Origin of the sequence: Pseudoxanthomonas sp. GM95, assembly GCF_900109775.1 — a bacterium.
Classification (GTDB): Bacteria; Pseudomonadota; Gammaproteobacteria; order Xanthomonadales; family Xanthomonadaceae; genus Pseudoxanthomonas_A.
This window is the reverse complement of record NZ_FOAX01000002.1, coordinates 476,722-494,377: the sequence shown is the minus strand read 5'-3', so window position 1 is coordinate 494,377 and position 17,656 is coordinate 476,722. Positions and strand designations below refer to the sequence as shown.

General features: G+C 67.6%; 14 protein-coding genes. 3 read left to right on the top strand and 11 right to left on the bottom strand.

The genetic code is table 11. The features are described from left to right. Positions 1-41: 41 nt before the first annotated feature. Both BMZ17_RS10330 and BMZ17_RS10325 read right to left on the bottom strand, forming a co-directional pair. A complete protein-coding gene (locus tag BMZ17_RS10330) occupies positions 42-1,058 on the bottom strand; it encodes a LacI family DNA-binding transcriptional regulator (protein ID WP_093138500.1) in 1,017 nt (338 codons plus the stop codon). A gap of 539 nt (positions 1,059-1,597) precedes the next feature. Further along, positions 1,598-1,981, bottom strand: a complete 384-nt coding sequence (locus BMZ17_RS10325; RefSeq protein ID WP_093138499.1) for a hypothetical protein — start codon at positions 1,979-1,981, stop codon at positions 1,598-1,600. A 272-nt stretch (positions 1,982-2,253) separates the two neighbouring features. Between BMZ17_RS10325 and BMZ17_RS10320 the strand changes: the two genes are divergently transcribed. Beyond that, positions 2,254-2,469 carry a hypothetical protein gene (locus BMZ17_RS10320; RefSeq protein ID WP_093138498.1) on the top strand — a complete coding sequence of 72 codons (216 nt, stop codon included), beginning with the start codon at positions 2,254-2,256 and terminating at the stop codon, positions 2,467-2,469. A 47-nt stretch (positions 2,470-2,516) separates the two neighbouring features. Here BMZ17_RS10320 and azu read toward each other — a convergent pair whose 3' ends face one another. The 8 genes from azu to BMZ17_RS10280 form a co-directional block, all read right to left on the bottom strand. Further along, positions 2,517-2,975, bottom strand: a complete 459-nt coding sequence (gene azu, locus BMZ17_RS10315; protein WP_093138497.1) for an azurin — start codon at positions 2,973-2,975, stop codon at positions 2,517-2,519. A 41-nt stretch (positions 2,976-3,016) separates the two neighbouring features. Continuing rightward, entirely contained in the window at positions 3,017-3,958 is a 942-nt protein-coding gene (locus tag BMZ17_RS10310; protein ID WP_093138496.1) for an NHL repeat-containing protein, read from the bottom strand. 14 nt (positions 3,959-3,972) lie between these two features. Then, positions 3,973-6,570 carry a TonB-dependent receptor plug domain-containing protein gene (locus BMZ17_RS10305; RefSeq protein ID WP_175485551.1) on the bottom strand — a complete coding sequence of 866 codons (2,598 nt, stop codon included), beginning with the start codon at positions 6,568-6,570 and terminating at the stop codon, positions 3,973-3,975. Positions 6,571-7,192: 622 nt separating this feature from the next. Further along, the gene (locus tag BMZ17_RS10300; RefSeq protein ID WP_093138494.1) at positions 7,193-8,620 is read right to left on the bottom strand and encodes an amino acid permease; all 1,428 of its coding nucleotides are present in this window, start codon (positions 8,618-8,620) and stop codon (positions 7,193-7,195) included. Between the two features lie 61 nt (positions 8,621-8,681). Further along, positions 8,682-9,758 carry a tartrate dehydrogenase gene (locus BMZ17_RS10295; protein ID WP_093138493.1) on the bottom strand — a complete coding sequence of 359 codons (1,077 nt, stop codon included), beginning with the start codon at positions 9,756-9,758 and terminating at the stop codon, positions 8,682-8,684. Beyond that, positions 9,755-11,236: an NAD-dependent succinate-semialdehyde dehydrogenase gene (locus BMZ17_RS10290; protein ID WP_093138492.1), complete on the bottom strand. Its 1,482-nt coding sequence runs from the start codon at positions 11,234-11,236 to the stop codon at positions 9,755-9,757. Before BMZ17_RS10290 ends, BMZ17_RS10295 begins: the two co-directional genes overlap by 4 nt. A gap of 199 nt (positions 11,237-11,435) precedes the next feature. Then, positions 11,436-12,563 (bottom strand): alanine racemase, encoded by a 1,128-nt coding sequence (gene alr, locus BMZ17_RS10285; RefSeq protein ID WP_093138491.1) that lies wholly within the window; start codon positions 12,561-12,563, stop codon positions 11,436-11,438. Then, entirely contained in the window at positions 12,542-13,843 is a 1,302-nt protein-coding gene (locus BMZ17_RS10280) for a D-amino acid dehydrogenase (RefSeq protein ID WP_093139603.1), read from the bottom strand. Before BMZ17_RS10280 ends, alr begins: the two co-directional genes overlap by 22 nt. 369 nt (positions 13,844-14,212) lie before the next feature. On the opposite strand from BMZ17_RS10280, the gene BMZ17_RS10275 reads away from it, so the two are divergent. Both BMZ17_RS10275 and BMZ17_RS10270 read left to right on the top strand, forming a co-directional pair. Beyond that, positions 14,213-14,800 (top strand): hypothetical protein, encoded by a 588-nt coding sequence (locus tag BMZ17_RS10275; protein ID WP_093138490.1) that lies wholly within the window; start codon positions 14,213-14,215, stop codon positions 14,798-14,800. Between the two features lie 210 nt (positions 14,801-15,010). Beyond that, positions 15,011-15,562, top strand: coding sequence for a hypothetical protein (locus BMZ17_RS10270; RefSeq protein ID WP_093138489.1), 552 nt, complete (start codon positions 15,011-15,013; stop codon positions 15,560-15,562). Between the two features lie 93 nt (positions 15,563-15,655). Here the strand turns inward: BMZ17_RS10270 and BMZ17_RS10265 are convergent, their stop codons facing one another. After that, entirely contained in the window at positions 15,656-17,644 is a 1,989-nt protein-coding gene (locus BMZ17_RS10265; RefSeq protein ID WP_175485550.1) for an NAD(P)-binding protein, read from the bottom strand. Positions 17,645-17,656: the final 12 nt, after the last annotated feature.

The following is a 17,656-nucleotide window of genomic DNA, read 5'->3' as shown; positions in this document are numbered from 1 at the left end:
CGGTTGTTTGCTTGCACTGCGAAAACGAAGAAGGCGGTGGTTCAGCCCATGCGACGCTCCGGCACGGCGCTGGAATCGCGCACGACGAGTTGCGGCACCAGGGCCGAGGCATCCCCGGGCGTGGCGTCATCGCCACCCAGGCCGGGGTGTTGGAGAAGAAGCTGCAGCGCGCGGGCGCCAAGGCTGGCGATGTCCACGCGCATCGTGGTCAGGGCCGGATGGACGTAGCGCGCCATCGGCACGTCGTCGAAGCCGGCCACGGCGATGTCGTCTGGCACCTGCAGGCCGGCCTTGCGCAGGGCGAACAGGCAGCCCAGCGCCATCATGTCGTTGGCGGCGAACACCGCATCCGGGCGCTCGCCCTGGGCGAAGGCTTCGCCGGCGCGATAGCCGGAGGCCTCGTCGAAGGCGCCTTCCACCGTCCACGGCGCGGCGGCATCGGCCACGGTCGCCAGCGCATCGCGATAACCACGCAGGCGCTCGCAGGCATCGAAGTTGTCGGCCGGCCCACAGATGAAGGCGATCCGGCGATGGCCCACCTCCAGCAGGTGGCGGGTCATGGCGTAGGCGCCGCCATAGTTGTCGACGTTGAGTACGGTGGCGCGCGGGCTGCCGGCGCAGTTCATCAACACCGCCGGCACGTCCGGGGCCAGGGCCTCGTCCAGCGACTGCTCGCTGCCCAGGAACGGCGACATCACCAGCACGCCGTCGACCCGACCAGGCGTGGCACGCAGCGCGTCGCGCTGTTCGGCCAGGCTGCCGTGGCAGCTGGACACCAGCAGGTGCAGGCCGCGTTCGCGGGCGGCGTGGTCGATGCCGCGCATCAACTCGGAGAAGAACTCGCCATACAGGTCGGGCAGGACCACGCCGATGGTGTGGGTGCGACGGCTGCTCAGGGCGCGGGCGGCATGGTGCGGGCTGTAGCGCAGCTCGCTGGCCACCTTGAGGATGCGCGCCCGCACGTCTTCGGCCACGTACTGGCGGCCATTGAGCGCGCGCGACACCGTCGCCACGGACACTTCGGCCACGCGGGCGACATCCTTGATGGTGATGTTCATGCCTGTGGCGGCGTCGGCAACAAAACGGCACGGACCTGGTGCACGGACGGCATCGGCCACCCGGTCCAGATGCTGGATTGAAGCGGCGTCACGTTTTGCGACATCCGCTGATTGCATGTGTCTTTCGGCACTGGAAGCCCCCCTTCCACGGCACCCTGCCCCTTTGGCGGGCGGCAACGTATCAGGAGTTGCAAGCGCTTACATGCTGCGACGCAAGGTGCAATGTGGCGTCACGTTCTGCTACCGCCGCAGCACGGCCACCGATCGTTCAAATAACGGTTTTTAAAGGTTTTAAAGTTTTTAGGCGGATCCCGACTCGCGCAGTCACGGCGCGCGCCATGTAATCCTCGCTGCACTGCGCCATTTCGAATGCGCAACGCAAGCCCCGGCCGGACTTCCGATGTCCCGGCGCGACCTACGACAGGACCCGCGCAGGACAGCGATGTGTCTGCCATATGCAACGCACAGGATGTCGGCGTCTGGGAGACTGCAGATCGAACGCCCTGCCGCGGACGCGGCGCGCCCGCTGCTTCGAAGGATCAGCCGCGCGGGCCGCCCGGGCCACTGCGGGAATCGACCGGCTGATCGGCCAGCGTCGCGGCTTCAGCGACCGTCCTGGCCCGGAAATCATGCACGCTGTAGACCAGCAGCCCGGACAGGATGGCGAACGCCAGCCAGAACACCAGCGGCTCGCCAAAGAACACCTCCACCAGCGCCACAACGCCGGCAATGACGAAGGTGCCCATGAAGATCGACCAGATCAGGGTCACGTCGCCGGCGCCGCCCACCATGTCCGGAGGCAGCAGCATCCACGCCAGGATCGTGGCGATCGGTGGGCCGCCCAGCATCAGGACGGCCGCGTGCCAGTTCCGGTCGGCGCGGGCGCGGCGGCGTGCCAGGCGAGCTTCAGCAATGGATTCCATGCGGCGATTACGTCCAGGACTACGATTCAAAGGCCACGGGCCTGCCCCCGGTAACGGCCATCTGCACGGGTGCTTGATGGGCCGGCCGGGTGCCGGTGCGTCGTGAAACTCGACGCACGCTCCATGCCAAGCGACCGAATCGAGCATCCCATCACACGCGATGACACGATCCGACAACCGGTCGCGCCGGGTCACCCGCACGTAGGAAAGCAACGCTAGGATGGACGTCAGCGCCGCTGGGGAGCGACGCATCGAGCGCGGTGGGGACTCTGATGTCAGGCATCCAGAAAGAACTCGTGCAGGAACGTGTGTCCGGCGTGGCCCTGCGCCTGGCGTGCCATGCAAGTGACACCAACGCCGATCGCACGACCTGGGCCGCCAGCCTGCTGCTGGCCGCCACGCGCGATCTGGCTGCGCCGGAGCGCCTGGCCGTGCGCAAGGGCGTCCATGACGTCCTGCAGATGTTCGAACTGGAGCGCGCCCGCTAACGGACGCCAGGCCCGGGCATTGCACCCGGGCCGCGCTCTGCGGCAGATCAGCCGAAGACGAACTTGCCCTTCATCAGGCTGGAATGGCCCGGGAAGGAACAGAAGAAGCTGTAATCGCCGCCCTTGGTCAGCCCCTTGGTCGAGAAGGTCAGCGTGGTGCTCTGGCCACCGCCGATGAGCTTGGTGTGGGCGATCACGGCTTTGTCGTCGGCAGCGACGTAGTCGCTGGCCGCACCCGCCTTGATGCCGGCGCTGGTCACTTCGGCGACGTCAGCGGTTTTGGCGACCACCACGTTGTGACCCATGATGTTGACCGGCAGCTTGCCGGCGTGGACCAGGGTCAGCTTGACCTCGGTGCAGCTGGCGTCGACTTTCAGCTCGGTCTTGTCGAAGCGCATCGCATCGGTGCTGGAGACCTCCACCGCACAGGTCTTGGCCGAGGCGCCCTGCGCGCAGGCACCGCCTGCGATCAGCGCCAGGGTGGCCCAAAGGGTCTTGTTCTTCATTGCGGACTCCAGAAGCGGATGGGGAAACAGAAGAGGAAAACTCACGGGCACGCGTCCGCCATACAGTAAGCGCGCGCGATAAAGCCGGTCGGCGCGAGCGTGCGCTGCGCCACCGCGGTGCGTTCGCGCAGGCGCGCATCGACGACCCAGGCCAGGCCGGCGCGGACCGACACCGCGGTCGGCCCGTCCAGCTCTTCGGCCAGCGTGCGGACTTCGAAGCAGTCCGCGCCGCACGGCCGCAGCAGGCTCATCCGACCGACGCCTTCGGCCACCAGCAAGGCGCCATCGCCACTCAGGCGCATGCCATCGGGCTTTTCCAGCGGACGCGACAGGCGCTGCGGAATCAGCTTCGCGGGCGTGCCCGGGGCGGCATCGGGCAGCTGCACGCGATCCAGCGCACCGGTGCGGAAGTTGTTGACGTACAGCACGCCCTGAAGCCAAGTGATGCCGTCGAGGCCCTTGAGCGCGGCATCGTCGAGCAGCAGCTTCAGCGTCCCGGTGTTCGGATCCAGCGAGAACAGGCGGCCGGCTTCGATATCGGTGGCATAGACCACGCCATCGGGCCCGACGCTGATGTCATTGCAGCGACCGCGCCCGGGAAACAGCGTGGCCGAGACCAGCGCGCCAGTGTCCAGCGTGTAGCGATTGAGCGTGGTCTGCAGCCCGCCATCGACCCGGCGCACGATGCAGCTCCACAAGGTGTTGCGCGCCGCATCGGCCAACACGCCGTAGATCGACACGCCCTGCCCCGGCACCTTGATCCACGGCACCACGTGCTGCGGATCGATGGCGCGGAGGAGGTGATTGCCCGACAGCGCGCTGAAAACCAGCGTGCCATCCGGCGCAACCGTCATGCTCTCCGGGAACGCGCCGGGCGCATCGACCTGCTGGGTCGCCACCGGCGCCTGCGCCTGCGCCAGCGCAGGCCCGGTGCCGGCCAGCGCCAGGAGCAGCAGCCCCTGGCGCCACCTGCGCAAGTTCAAGCACCGCATGCCGATCAGAAGTTGACGTTGACCTTGGCGTAGTAATACCCGCCCAGCCAGTCCACCGGACCGTCGCGATACACCTGCCCGTAGCTGACCGAGTTGATGCGGTCCTTGTCCGGGTAGGTATCGAAGAGGTTGCTGGCGCCGATGGCCAGCTTGACCTTCTCGCTCATGTCCCAGGATACCTCGGTATCGAACTGCACCTTGGTGTGGTAGCTCTGCACCGGGTACGGCGAGGTGGTGCGCATGTAGTCGTACGGGCCGTAGATGTTGGCGCGCAACATGGCCTGCACCGGACCGAAGTCATGGCGTGCGGTCACGTTGCCCTTGAACTTGGGCGCTGAGTGTTCGAAGTTGTAGATGGTCTGGCTGTTGAACAGATTGGTGTAATTGACCTGGTCGACTTCGTACTTGTTGTAGTTGATGCCGGTGGTGAAGTCGGTGGTCTGGCCGTTGCCCCAGCTCTTGCGGTACGAGCCGACCAGGTCCACGCCGCTGACCGTGGCGTCAAAGCCGTTCTGGAAGAAGCGTACGCTGCTGATGGTGCCTGCGCCGGGGACGCCGGCGGCCTCCATCTGCGTGCGGATCGCCGGCGTCACGGTGATCAGCGAGGTCGCATAGATCATGTCGTCGATCTCGATGCGGTAAGCGTCGAGGGTCAGGTTGATGTTGTCGGCCGGCGTCAGTACCAGGCCCAGCGAGACGTTCCTGGATTTTTCCGGCTTGAGCGGATCTGCGCCGAGGAAACCGGCCACTGCGCTGGATGCGGGGAACAGCCCGGTCTCCTGCATGATGCCGTCGATGCTCACCACCGACACGCTCTGGATGTTGGCCACGCCGGTGGACGGGACACGGAAGCCCGAACCCACCGAGCCGCGCACCGCCAGCCAGTCGTTGATCGCGTAACGGGTGGCCAGCTTGAAGCTGGTGTTGCCGCCGTACTCGTCGTAATGCTCGTAGCGGCCGGCCAGATCCAGGAACCACTTTTCGGTCACGTTGCCCGAGGCTTCCAGGTAGCCGGAATAGCTGTCGGTGTGCGTGCGGCTGGTGTTCTCCGGCGAGAAGCCGGGGAAGCCGCTGGCGCCAACCGACAACAGGCGGTAGACCGGATCACTCGGGTTGGCGCAGTTCAGGCCCACGCCAGTCGGCGCACTGGCGGTCGGGGTGCCGTCGTCATTGCAGAAGCCATATGGATCGGCGACCGAATACGTGCCCTGCGCATACGAGGCCGGATCGCCCGGCAGGATCTCGAAGTATTCGCGGCGCGCTTCAGCACCGGCGTTGAGCACCAGGTCGTCGCTCATCCACGACACCGGCGTACGGAAGGTGGTGTCGGCATTGAGCGCGGCTTCCTCGTTGAGGAACCCGTAGGAGTGGAACTTGCGCGGCGAGTCCATGCCCAGCGACGGATTGACCGTGTTGGTCATGTAGTAGTCGATCTGGCTGCGGCCGTAGCGGCCGCTCAGGTCGTAGTTGAACTCGCTGTCGCCCATCGGAATCGTGTCGCGATAACCAGCGGTTGCACTGGCGTCCTTGACCCGCCCTGCAAACTGCGGTGTGAAGCCGGCCGGGAAGATGTCGCTGAAGCGCCACACGCTGCCGTCCTGCAGGCGCACCGGCGTATCGGTCACGGCCTGGCCGTGGCCCGGGTAACGATAGTTGGCGTCGGTCCAGCCCTGCGACCAGGAGTAGTTGCCAAAGGCATAGACCTGGCCGTAGTCGCCCACGTCGATGCCGGAGTTGACGAACAGGCGATACGCCTCGCTCTTGGGCTTGCCGGCGCGGTACAGCGGCTCGCTCAGGTCGACGTTGGCTGCATAGGCGGGGTTGCTGGCGGCTTCTGCATAGGGGTCGAAGGCGCTGTTGGTGTACTGCCTGGAGCGCACCACGCGATCGTTCTTGGTGATCTCGCCGGAGATGTTGATGAAGCCGTGGTCGGTCAGCGGCAGGCCGATGTTGCCGGCCACCTTGTAGTCGTCGCCGTCGCCTTCGTAGTACTGGCCCATCTGTGCTTCCAGCGAGCCGCCATGGTCGGCATCCTTCAACTGGAAGTTGACCACACCGGCGATCGCGTCCGAGCCGTACTGCGCCGCGGCGCCATCGCGCAGCACCTCGACCGACTTCAGCGCGATGGAGGGAATCACCGCCGCATCGGCGGCCTGCGAACCGCTGCCGTCCATCGCCACGCTGGCCGACTTGTGGCGGCGCTTGCCATTGACCAGCAGCAGGGTCTTGTCCGCACTCAGCCCGCGCAAGGTGATGGCACGGATGAAGGTGCCGGTGGTGGAGTTGGTCGCGCGGTTCACCGACAGCGAAGGCACCAGCGTCTTGAGCACGTCCAGCGTGTCGTTGGAACCCACCTGCTGCAGCTCGACCGGGCTGATCACATCAACCGGCACCGCTGATTCGGTCACCGTCTTGGTCAAGCCGCGCAGGCCGGTGACGGAGACCGCATCAAGCTGCTTGGTCTTGCCGTCGGCCGGGGCGCTGGCATCGGCCGGGCCTGCTGCGAGGGCGGCGCTGCTGTCACTGGCTTCCTGCGCCAGCAAGGGCAGCGGAAGGGTGATGAGACAGAGGCAGATCGATTTCGACAGCAGATTCTTCTTCACCTGGCAGTTCCCCGTAGCTGGTTGAGGCGCAAGGCGTGGGGCCTTGGCGCGGGTGTGGCATGAGTGGCTTGGCGACTGTCCAACCGGTTTCCCCTGTGAACCCGGCTGGAGACGAACGACTGCAACTTCAGATTCCGATCGCGGCGGATGGTCGGAACGTGCGGGAGGCGCAGGTGGCTTCGGGCAATGCATCGCCAGCGACGGCGCGCGGGGGCGCTCGTCGGTTTCGAAGTTGTCCTGTCCTTTTCGCTCTCGTCCCGCCGCGCGCTTCACTGGCGCGGCCGCTGCACGGATGACGGGGTCTCCCGCAGGCCACATCGCATGGCCTGCCCCACCGCCTTCCACATTGCCAGCCGGGCTGAAAGGCCCGTCCGGCGGTGTTTCCAGGCCTGTCCGACGCACGAGGCGGCGGGTGTCCGGCCTGTCACTTCTCTGCAACGCAAGGAAACCTTATCCCAGCTTGTGCAACCGGTTGTGCTTTTTTTTCCTGCCGCAGCGCCCGGTTGTGCTGATTTCCAAGGGGGCGCGGTAGGAAGTTCCGCTGCTTCTGAATGCACTTCCGGGGTGCACGATGGGGCGGATCACGCACCGTTGGGCCGCACGCGGCGGCCCGTGAATTTCTTCAACCCGCCGGTGCCTGCGCCGCCAGGCGGCTGTTGCGACGGCCGTAGGCCAGGTACACGACCACGCCGATCACGTTCCACACCAGGAACGACAGCTGGGTGGTGTGCGGCAGGCTGGTGAACAGGTAGACGCAGCCCAGCACGCCCAGCGGCGCCAGCACCCAGGCGGCGGGCATGCGGAAGATGCGCTTGGCATCGGGCGAGCGCTTGCGCAGCACCATCACGCAGCAGCCCACCGCCACGAAGGCCAGCAGCGTGCCGGCGTTGGCCAGCGCGGCGATTTCATCCAGCGGAAAGATGCCCGCCAGCAGCGCGATCAGCACCGCCGTGGCCAGCGTCACCGTCACCGGCGTGCCGGTCTTGCGATTGACCTTGGCCAGGCGCTCGGGAATCAAGCCATCGCGCGCCATGACGAAGAAGATGCGCGTCTGCCCATACAGGAAGGCCAGCAGCACCGTCGGCAGCGCGATGACGGCGGCGGCGGCGATCAGCGAGGCCGCGCCCGGATGACCGAGCACACGCAGCACATGGGCCAGCGGTTCGTTGCTGGCGGAGACGTCGGTGTAGGACAACGCGCCGATCGCGGCCAGCGCCACCAGCACGTAGATCAGCGTGCAGCCGGCCATCGACCCGATGATGCCGATGGTGAGGTCGCGCTCGGGCTTCTTGGTCTCCTCGGCCGCGGTGGAGATCGCATCGAAGCCATAGAAGGCGAAGAAGATGATCGACGCCGCGGCCATCACGCCGTGCCCGTTGCCGGCCGCATCGACGGTCTTGAAGAAGCCATTGGGCATGAACGGATGCAGCAGCGAGGCATCGAAGCGCGGCAGCGCGATCACCACGAACACCAGCAGCGCGATCATCTTGACCACCACCAGCAGCGCGTTGAGCGTGGCACTGACCTGGGTGCCCAGGATCAGCAGGCCCGCGGCGACGAAGGTGATGAAGACCGCCGGCAGGTTGACGATGCCGCCGGCATGCGGCCCGGCCACCAGCGCGTGCGGCAGGTGCACGCCGTAGCCTTCCAGGAAGCCCACCGCATAGCCCGACCAGCCCACCGCCACGGTGCTCACCACCAGCGAGTATTCCAGGATCAGGCTCCAGCCCACGACCCAGGCGATCGATTCGCCCAGCACCACGTAGCTGTAGGTGTAGGCGCTGCCCGAGGCCGGGATCATCGTCGCCAGTTCCGAATACGCCAGTGCAGTGCAGGCGCAGATCGCCCCGGCGATGGCGAAGGACAGCAGCACGCCGGGCCCGGCCAGGCCTGCACCGACGCCGATGAGCGTGTAGATGCCGGTGCCGACGATCGCACCGATGCCCAGCGCGATCAGGTGCGGCCAGCTCAGCGTGCGACGCAGTTGCGTGGCGGCGGCATCGCCAGGAGCGGAAACTTCCACGGAACGACGACGAAGCCAGCTGGACATGAGGGGCATTGCTCCTGCGGTGGTGGGGACGAAACGGGTGTTGCGTGTCGCGGGTCTCGAATCAGCCCAGCGCGGCGGCCACGGCATCGCCGCAGGCCACGGTGTTGGCGGTGCCGCCCAGGTCGCGGGTGCGGGTGGCGGCATTGGAGAGCGTGGCTTCGATCGCGGCCACCACGGCCTGCGCGGCTTCGGCTTCGCCTAGGTGGTCGAGCATCATCGCCGCGCACCAGATCTGGCCGATCGGATTGGCGATGCCCTTGCCGGCGATGTCCGGCGCCGAGCCGTGCACGGGCTCGAACACCGACGGCACGCTGCGATCCGGATTGATGTTGCCGCAAGGGGCAATCCCGATCGTGCCGGTGCAGGCCGGGCCGAGGTCCGAGAGGATGTCGCCGAACAGGTTGGACGCCACCACCGTGTCGAAGCGGTCCGGGTTCATCACGAACTGCGCGGTCAAAATATCGATGTGGTACTTGTCCGTGCGCACGTCCGGATACTGCGCGGCCATCGCTTCGACGCGCTTGTCCCAGTACGGCATGGTGATGGCGATGCCGTTGGACTTGGTGGCCGAGGTGATGTGCTTCTTCGGGCGCGTCTGCGCGAGTTCGTAGGCGTACTTGAGGATGCGATCGACGCCGGTGCGGGTCATCACCGTTTCCTGGATCACCACCTCGCGCTCGGTACCTTCGAAGGCCACGCCGCCGATGGCCGAGTACTCGCCCTCGGTGTTCTCGCGCACCACCATCATGTCGATGTCGCCGGGCTTGCGGCCGGCCAGCGGGCACGGCACGCCTGGCATCAGGCGCACCGGGCGCAGGTTGATGTAGAGGTCGTATTCGCGGCGGAACTGGATCAGCGAGCCCCACAGCGAGATGTGGTCGGGCACGGTGTCGGGCCAGCCAACCGCGCCGAACAGGATCGCGCCCGGGTTGCCGATCTGCGCCTTCCAGTCATCGGGCATCATCTTGCCGTGCTTGACGTAGTAGTCGCAGCAGGCGAAGTCGTGCCACTGCTGTTCCAGCGTGAAGCCGAAGCGCTTGGCTGCGGCCTCCAACACCTTGATGGCCTCGGGCATCACTTCGGTGCCGATGCCGTCGCCGGGGATGACTGCGATGCGGTGGGTACGTGTCGTGCTCATGACTTCAATCCTGCGAAATGGATGGCCTTGGGTTCCAGGTATTCCTCGATGCCGGCTTCGCCGCCTTCGCGGCCCAGGCCCGACAACTTGATGCCGCCGAAGGGCGCCATCTCCACCGCGACCGAGCCGGTGTTGACGCCGACCATGCCGCTTTCCAGCGCCTCGGCCACGCGCCAGGCGCGGTGCAGGTTGTCGCTGTAAAAATAGCTGGCCAAGCCGAACGGCGTGTCGTTGGCCAAGGCGATCGCCTCGGCCTCGTCGGTGAAGCGGAAGATCGGCGCCAGCGGACCGAAGGTTTCTTCGCTTGCGACCTGCATGTCGGCGGTAACGCCGGTCAGCAGCACCGGCGCGCTGTAGCGCTGCGGGTCCAGCCCGTCTGGCAGCGGCGTGCGCGCGACCAGCGTGGCACCCTTGTCGAGCGCATCCTGCAGGTGGCGCTCGACCTTGGCGCAGGCGTCGGCATTGATCAGCGGGCCGATGCCCACGCCGTCCTGCGCACCGTGGCCGATGATGAAGACATTCACCGCCTCGGCCAGGCGCGCGACGAAGGCATCGTGGATGCCGTCCTGCACCAGGATGCGGTTGGCGCACACGCAGGTCTGCCCCGCGTTGCGGTACTTGCTGGCGATCACGCCGGCCACGGCCAGGTCCAGGTCGGCATCGTCGAACACGATGAAGGGCGCATTGCCGCCCAGCTCCAGACTGACCTTCTTGATCGTGTCGGCGCACTGGCGCATCAGCAGTGCACCGACGCGCGTGGAGCCGGTGAAGGACAGCTTGCGCACGTCAGCGTGCGCGGTGAGTTCGCCACCGATCGCCGGCGCATCGCCGGCGACGATGTTCATGCAGCCATCGGGCAGGCCGGCACGCGTGGCCAATTCGGCCAGCGCCAGCGCGGTGTACGGCGTGAACTCCGACGGCTTGATCACCACCGTGCAGCCGGCGGCGAACGCCGGCGCGGCCTTGCGCGTGATCATCGCGGCCGGGAAATTCCACGGCGTGATCAGCGCGCACACGCCGACCGGTTCCTTGGCCACGAAGATGCGGCGGTCGGCCGTCGGCGCGGGAATGCTGTAGCCGCCCACGCGCTTGCCCTGCTCGGCGAACCACTTCACGAACGAGGCGGCGTAGCGGATCTCGCCGGCGGCTTCGGGCAAGGGCTTGCCCTGCTCGGCGCTGAGGATGCGCGCCAGGTCGTCGACGTGTTCGAGCATCAGGTCGTACCAGCGCTCCAGCACCTGGGCGCGATGCTCGGCCGTGGTCTTGCGCCAGGCTTTGAACGCAAGCTGCGCCGCGTCGATGGCATCGCGCGTGTCAGCCGCGCCGCAGGTCGGCAGCGTGCCCAGCAGCTGGCCATTGCCCGGATCGTGCACGCCGAAGCGCTCGCCGCTGGCGGCGCTGTCGCGCCAATGTCCACCGATGCGGACTGCGTTGATCCACAGCGACGGATCGTTCAATACCGGGGGGCTGGCCGCCATCGTTCACCTCATGCGGAGCGCAACGAACCGGCGCGGACTGCCCGGCGCAGGCCCGATGCCTGCTGCTCCGTGATGACTCCAGCCTATCGGCAGCGGGCCAGTGATTCCTGCTGCCGGGCCCGCTGGATCGGCAGCGTTCTGCCGTATTCGCGCCTGCCGCACGCGCGACAGGCCTTTGCATGCAAGGACTTGCGCAGGCTCAGCCCAGCGCGTGCGCCGCGGCAGGATCTCGCGTCGCGGCGGCCGCTGGCGCGGCGATGTAGTCGCGCCGCACCCGCTTGATCCCGCACAGCAGCGCATAGCCGCTGGTGCCGCAGGCCTGCGCGATCTGCGAGGGCGTCGGCAACGGCTGATGACCCCAGAACACCACCGCGCTGCCCACGCCGGCCTGCGGCAGGTCGGTCAGGTCCACGGTGAGCATGTCCATCGACACACGGCCGATCAGGCGCGTGGCCACGCCATCGACCACCACCGGCGTGCCGTTGGGCGCCAGCTGCGGATAGCCATCGGCATAGCCCATCGCGACCACACCGATGCGCATCGGCACGGGGGCGGTGAAGCGCGCACCGTAGCCCACCGCTTCACCGGCGGGCAGGTCGCGCACGGCGATCACTTTTGATTCCAGCTGCATCACCGGGCGCAGCACGTGCGGGATCGGTGCGTCCAGCGGGAACGGATTGGCCCCGTACAGCATCAAGCCCGGGCGCACCCAGTCGCTGCGGATGCCGGGCCAGCCCAGCAGCGCCGGCGAATTGTTGAAGCTGGTCGGGCCTGTGAAATCGCGCGTGGCCGCTTCGAACACCTGGCGCTGGGTCTCGCTGAAATCGCTGTCCAGCTCGTCGGCGCGCGCCAGGTGGCTCATCGCTACGACCGAGCCGATCTTCGGATCGCTGGAGAGCTGCTGCAGCGCGCGAGCGAAGTCGTCCGGCGATAGACCCAGGCGATGCATGCCGCTGTCCAGCTTCAGCCACACGTGCAGCGGCGCGGCCGGCGTGTAGCGCGCCAGCGCGTCGCGCTGCCACGGCGAGGCCACGGCGGTCCAGAACGCATAGCGATCGATCAGCGGCAGTTCGTCGGCATCGAGAAAGCCTTCCAGCAGCAGGATCGGCGCGCTGATGCCGGCTTCGCGCAGCTCGATGGCTTCTTCGATGCAGGCCACGCCGAAGGCATCGGCGATGCCTTCCAGCGCGCGCGCGCAGTGCACTGCGCCGTGGCCGTAGGCATCGGCCTTGATCACCGCGACGGCCTTGCCGCCGCCCAAGCGTCGCGCCAGCAGGTAGTTGTCCTGCAGCGCGCCCAGGTCGATCAGTGCGCGGGCTGGGCGCATCGCGCGGCCTCGCGGGTGGAAGCGGTGTTGCGGTAACGGAACATGTTCAAGCCTTCAGTGTCGATCGCCGGGGCCTGGCCTGCCATCAGGTCAGCCAGGTAGCGGCCCGAGCCGCACGCCATGGTCCAGCCCAGCGTGCCATGCCCGGTGTTGGTATAGAGGTTGGCCAGCGGCGTGGCGCCGACGATCGGCGTGCCGTCCGGCGTGGCCGGGCGCAGGCCGGTCCAGAACTGCGCTGCGTCCAGCGCGCCGCCCTTGGGATACAGGTCGTTGACGACCAGCTCCAGCGTCTTGCGCCGCTGCGGGTTGAGCGACAGGTCGAAGCCAGCCAGCTCGGCCATGCCGCCGACGCGGATGCGCTGGTCGAAACGGGTGATGGCGACCTTGTAGCTCTCGTCCAGGATCGTAGAGACCGGCGCCATCGCCGCATCGGTGATCGGCAGGGTCAGCGAATACCCCTTCAGCGGATACACCGGCAGGTCCAGGCCGAGCGGCGCGACCAGCTGCGGCGAATAGCTGCCCAACGCCAGCACGTAGCGGTCGGCCTTTTCGACCTTGCCATCCAAACGCACGCCGGTGACGCGGCGGCCGTCGCCTTCGATCGCTTCGATGCGGGTGTTGTAGCGGAACTCGACGCCGGCCTGGCGCGCCATCGCCTCCAGGCGCTGGGTGAACAGGTTGCAGTCGCCGGTCTGGTCGTTGGGCAGGCGCAGGGCGCCCACCAACGGCGCGCGGGCCTGGGCCAGCGCGGGTTCGTAGCGGGCAATGCCGGCCGGGTCGAGCAGTTCGAACGGCACGCCGGAATCGGCCAGCACCGCGACGTCCTTGGCCGCGCCGTCCAGCTGGGCCTGGGTGCGGAACAGCTGGATGGTGCCCAGGCGGCGGCCTTCGTAATCGATGCCGGTGGCGGCGACCAGTTCGTCCAGGCAATCGCGGCTGTATTCGGACAGGCGCACCATTCGCGCCTTGTTGCGGGCGTAGTGCTCGCTGGTGCAGTTTGCCAGCATCTGCAGCATCCAGGTGTACTGGCGCGCATCCACGCCCGGTTTGATCGCCAGCGGCGCGTGCTTCTGGAACAGCCACTTGAAGGCCTTGAGCGGCACGCCCGGCGCGGCCCAGGGCGAGGCATAGCCCGGCGAGACCTGGCCGGCGTTGGCGAAGCTGGTTTCCAGCGCCGGCCCCGGCTGGCGATCCACCACCGTCACCTCGAACCCGGCCTGGGCCAGGTACCACGCCGAGGAGATGCCGATCACTCCACTTCCCATGACCAGAACGCGCACTGTCTCACCCATGTCCAAAGGCCACCGCGGCCGTCGAAAAACCTTACTGCATCCCACCCGGCAGATTGGCCGCGTTTGCCTGCGCGCGGGGGCGAAACCTTCAGGTATCGACCGCAAACGCAGCACAGCCTGCTGCACGCCAGGCCAGCGAAATCGGCGCAAACCGCGTCGCCGCAAGCCTCTGGCCGCCAAACCCGCACCGCCTCCCGGGGAAGGACAGCAGATTCTGCCATCCGGGCCCGGACAACGCGTTACGGCCGGCCTGCACCGGCCTGCAGACCGCGCCAAACGCGCGCCGGGCGGGACGACATTGAATGACGCCGCGCGCCTGGCGCGTGCGTCCCCTCCCCGACCTTTCGAGGCTTGCCCATGTCTTCGTTTTCCCGCCTGCGCCGTCGCGCCCTGGCCGCCACGCTGGCCACCGCCGGCCTGAGCCTGAGCGCCGTCGCTTCGGCCCAGACCGCGCCGGCTGCACCGCCGGTGCCCTGCGCGGCCGATGCCAACTACCACCAGCTCGATTTCCTGATCGGCGATTGGGAAGCCTTCAAGCCCGACGGCGAAAAGCACGCCGAGACCGTGATCGCGCCGGCGCTGGATGGCTGCGTGCTGACCTTCACCTGGCAGCCGGTCAAGGCCGACGCGCAGCACGGCACCGGCTTCTTCACCTACTCGCGCCTGCGCAAGCAGCTGATGTTCCTGTATGCCGGCAACAAGGGCAGCGAGACCGCGGCGCTGCGCTCGGAAGGCAAGGACGGCGACATCGGCCTGTTCGTCGAATATCCCAGCCCGTCGGGCAAGGGCACGGCGGTGCGTCGCATGGGCCTGAAGCTGATGCCCGACGGCACCATCCACGAGACCCAGAAGGTCAGCGACAACGGCGGTGCGTTCAAGCAGACCTTCGAGGCGGTGTGGAAGAAGAAGCAGGCCGAGCTGGGCGACATGGGCGATCGCCCCTGATCGGCCTGTCGGCGATGTCAGCCTGGCGCGGCCGTGGCTGACATCGTCGACAGCAACAGCAGGATCTTCCGGCAGGCGCGGCAGAACGCGTGCGATCGCCCCCGGACGAAGGGCGATTGACGGCCGCTGCGCTGCGGACCGCGGCGACAGTGGACCCAGGCGGCCGCGTGCGGCCGCTTCCCGCCCTGACCCCAGAAGGAATGCCTGCCCATGTCCCGACGTTTCCGCCTGCACCACGGCGCCGTTGCCGCCGCCTTGATCGCCGCGGCCGGCCTGGTCCACAGCGCCAGCGCCCAGACCGCCCCGCCCGCGCCGCCGGCCTGCGCGGCCGATCCCAACTATCGCCAGCTCGATTACCTGGTCGGCCATTGGGATGCCTTCAAGACCGATGGCAGCAAGACCGCCGAGGTGATCCTGGAGCCGGCCCTGGACGGCTGCACCGTGACCTTCGCCTGGAAGCCGGTAGTGGCCACCGCGCAGACCGGCACGGGCTTCTTCACCTACTCGCGCCTGCGCAAGAGCCCGATGTTCCTGTACGCCGGCAACAAGGGCGGCGACACCGCCGCGCTCAAGGCCGAGGCCAAGCCCAACGACATCACCTTCCTCATCGAATATCCCAGCGCCTCGGGTACCGGCACCACGGTGCGCCGCTTCCGCCTGGCGTTGCAGGCCGATGGCTCGATGCTGGAAACCTCGCACATCAGCGACAACGGCGCGCCGTTCAAGCCAAGCTTCGAGGCGCACTGGAAGAAGCACCAGTAAGCTTCTTCTCGCTGCACTGAAAAGGCCGCGCCCAGCCAGGCGCGGCCTTGTTGTTTGCTTCGCCTACCGTCATTGCGGCCCAAGCGTGCAGCTTCAGAACGTCTCGTAATACCCGTAGTCGTGGCGCTCCAGCTCGCGCACCGCGCGGAACGCTTCGTCGAAGGCCGTACTCGCCAGGCCTTGCCCGGACGCATCGGAATTGGCGATCGCGATCCGGCCGAAGCGCTGCTTGGCCAGCACCGTCGGCGAGACCGAGCCCGGCCCCACGTCGTCGAACAGGCTGTTGCGCCCGGTCGCGAACCCATGCGGCCAGCGGTTGACGGTGATGCCCAGGATGTCGCGCGCCGGATCGAAGCTGGTGCCGGCCAGCGCACCGGACGCCAGCCGTCGCACCTCGCGCTCGAAGGTCTCGAACGGCGTGGCCAGCAAGCCCGCGCGCACCGCGCGGAACTGGTCATCCATCGGCATGCCCGGCGGCAAACTGGCCCCGAGCATCGTCTCGACCATGGTCTCGTTGCTGCAGATGCCCGAGTTCTTGCCGGTCATGAAGGTAGCCACGATCGGCCGCGATGGATCGACCACCGGCTGGAAGTTCCCCAGGCTGCGCCGCTGCAGCGCGAAGCGGCCGAAGAACGCGCGCGGCGTGGTGATGCTGCGCAGGCCCAGCTGGTCGAACGGCTGCCAGTTTCGCAACACCACGTTGGTGACCTGGTTCACCGCGCGCACGGCCTGGTGCAGCGCCGCCTTCTGCGCCTCGGGCAGTTCCGGGCACAGATACGGGATGACGTTGTTCATGCCGGCCATCACCACGTCCTTGGCGCGCACGTGGAACAGCTTGCCGGCGGTGATGTAGCTGACTTGCACCTCGCTGGTATCCGGGTCGAAGCGCGCATGCCGGCCCTGCCCCACGTGTTGCGCGCGCAGAACGATGCTGCTCAGGCGGATGCGCGTGGCCTGGCCGGGACGATCCAGCGTCGCGTAATCCACGCGCGCGCCTTCCACGCTGATGTAGTCGCCGGGCGGCAACGCATCGGGAATCAGCTGGCGCACGATCAGTCGCGCGATATCGGAGTTGCCGGCGGGCAGGGCGAAATCGTCGCGTGCGTGCTCCGGGCTTTCCGGCGACGCATCGGGCCGGCGCAGACCCAATCCGTCGAAGCCCGGCGCATGGCGGAAGAAGGCGAACCACGCGCTGCACATGTCGTTGCCCAGGCACCACACGCCCATCGTGTAGGGCAGCACCTCGGGCGGGAACTTCGCTACCTCCAGCAGGTAGTCGCGATAGCTGATCGACTGCAGTCGCGCAATCTTGGCGGCCTCGTCCAGGCCGGCCAGGTAATCGGTGGTGCCACCATGCAGGCGCACCAGCGCGTCCTTCAGCGGCTGCGGCAACGGTGCATCGGCAAGGAAAGCCGGCGTCGGATTCAGCGGCGTGCCACCGCGCACCAGCGCGTCGCGGCCATAGGCTTCGCTGCGGAAGAAGGTCGCCTCGCCACTGCCGTTGCCGCCGTAGATGGAGAAATCACCGGCGTTCTTGCCTGCCTGGTCCAGGCCGAGATCGCGGATCAACCCCCAGGCCTCCGGCGACCAGGTGCTGGGTGCGACCAGATATTCCGAACCGCCGTTGACGATCAGCTGCTGGCCATCGACGTCGAACTCGTTGCGCTTGGCGTGGCCGCCGAAGTCGTCGTGGTTGTCGATCAGCAGGATCCGCGCCGAGGCACCGGCACGCTTGCGATAGGCATACGCTGCGGCCAGGCCGCTCAGGCCGGCACCGACCACGACCAGGTCGTAGGTTTCGCCAGTCTCGGCGCCGGCATCGAAGGACGCGCCATCGCGCAGCGCATGCGCGGCTTCGAACGCGCCCGGATGCGCACCGCGCATGCCACTGCGCAGCGGCGGATAGTCGCTGGCGCTTGCCGCACGCGCGGCCAGCGGTGCAGTCGTTTTCGTCGCTGCCTGTGCGCTAGCGGCCAGGCCGGACGCCGCCGTGCCGACGGCCGCAGCCGCCAGCGTGCCCTGGATGAAATCGCGCCGGGTGATCGCCCGGCCCATGCCGAGTGCGCGATCGTCGTTGCTCATGCCGTGGTCCGT

Excerpts from the sequence above, each read along its gene's own strand:
- BMZ17_RS10330 (WP_093138500.1), bottom strand. The coding sequence starts at position 1,058 with ATGAACATCACCATCAAGGATGTCGCCCGCGTGGCCGAAGTGTCCGTG.
- BMZ17_RS10325 (WP_093138499.1), bottom strand. The coding sequence starts at position 1,981 with ATGGAATCCATTGCTGAAGCTCGCCTGGCACGCCGCCGCGCCCGCGCC.
- BMZ17_RS10320 (WP_093138498.1), top strand. The coding sequence starts at position 2,254 with ATGTCAGGCATCCAGAAAGAACTCGTGCAGGAACGTGTGTCCGGCGTG.
- azu (WP_093138497.1), bottom strand. The coding sequence starts at position 2,975 with ATGAAGAACAAGACCCTTTGGGCCACCCTGGCGCTGATCGCAGGCGGT.
- BMZ17_RS10300 (WP_093138494.1), bottom strand. The coding sequence starts at position 8,620 with ATGTCCAGCTGGCTTCGTCGTCGTTCCGTGGAAGTTTCCGCTCCTGGC.
- BMZ17_RS10295 (WP_093138493.1), bottom strand. The coding sequence starts at position 9,758 with ATGAGCACGACACGTACCCACCGCATCGCAGTCATCCCCGGCGACGGC.
- BMZ17_RS10290 (WP_093138492.1), bottom strand. The coding sequence starts at position 11,236 with ATGGCGGCCAGCCCCCCGGTATTGAACGATCCGTCGCTGTGGATCAAC.
- alr (WP_093138491.1), bottom strand. The coding sequence starts at position 12,563 with ATGCGCCCAGCCCGCGCACTGATCGACCTGGGCGCGCTGCAGGACAAC.
- BMZ17_RS10275 (WP_093138490.1), top strand. The coding sequence starts at position 14,213 with ATGTCTTCGTTTTCCCGCCTGCGCCGTCGCGCCCTGGCCGCCACGCTG.
- BMZ17_RS10270 (WP_093138489.1), top strand. The coding sequence starts at position 15,011 with ATGTCCCGACGTTTCCGCCTGCACCACGGCGCCGTTGCCGCCGCCTTG.
- BMZ17_RS10265 (WP_175485550.1), bottom strand. The coding sequence starts at position 17,644 with ATGAGCAACGACGATCGCGCACTCGGCATGGGCCGGGCGATCACCCGG.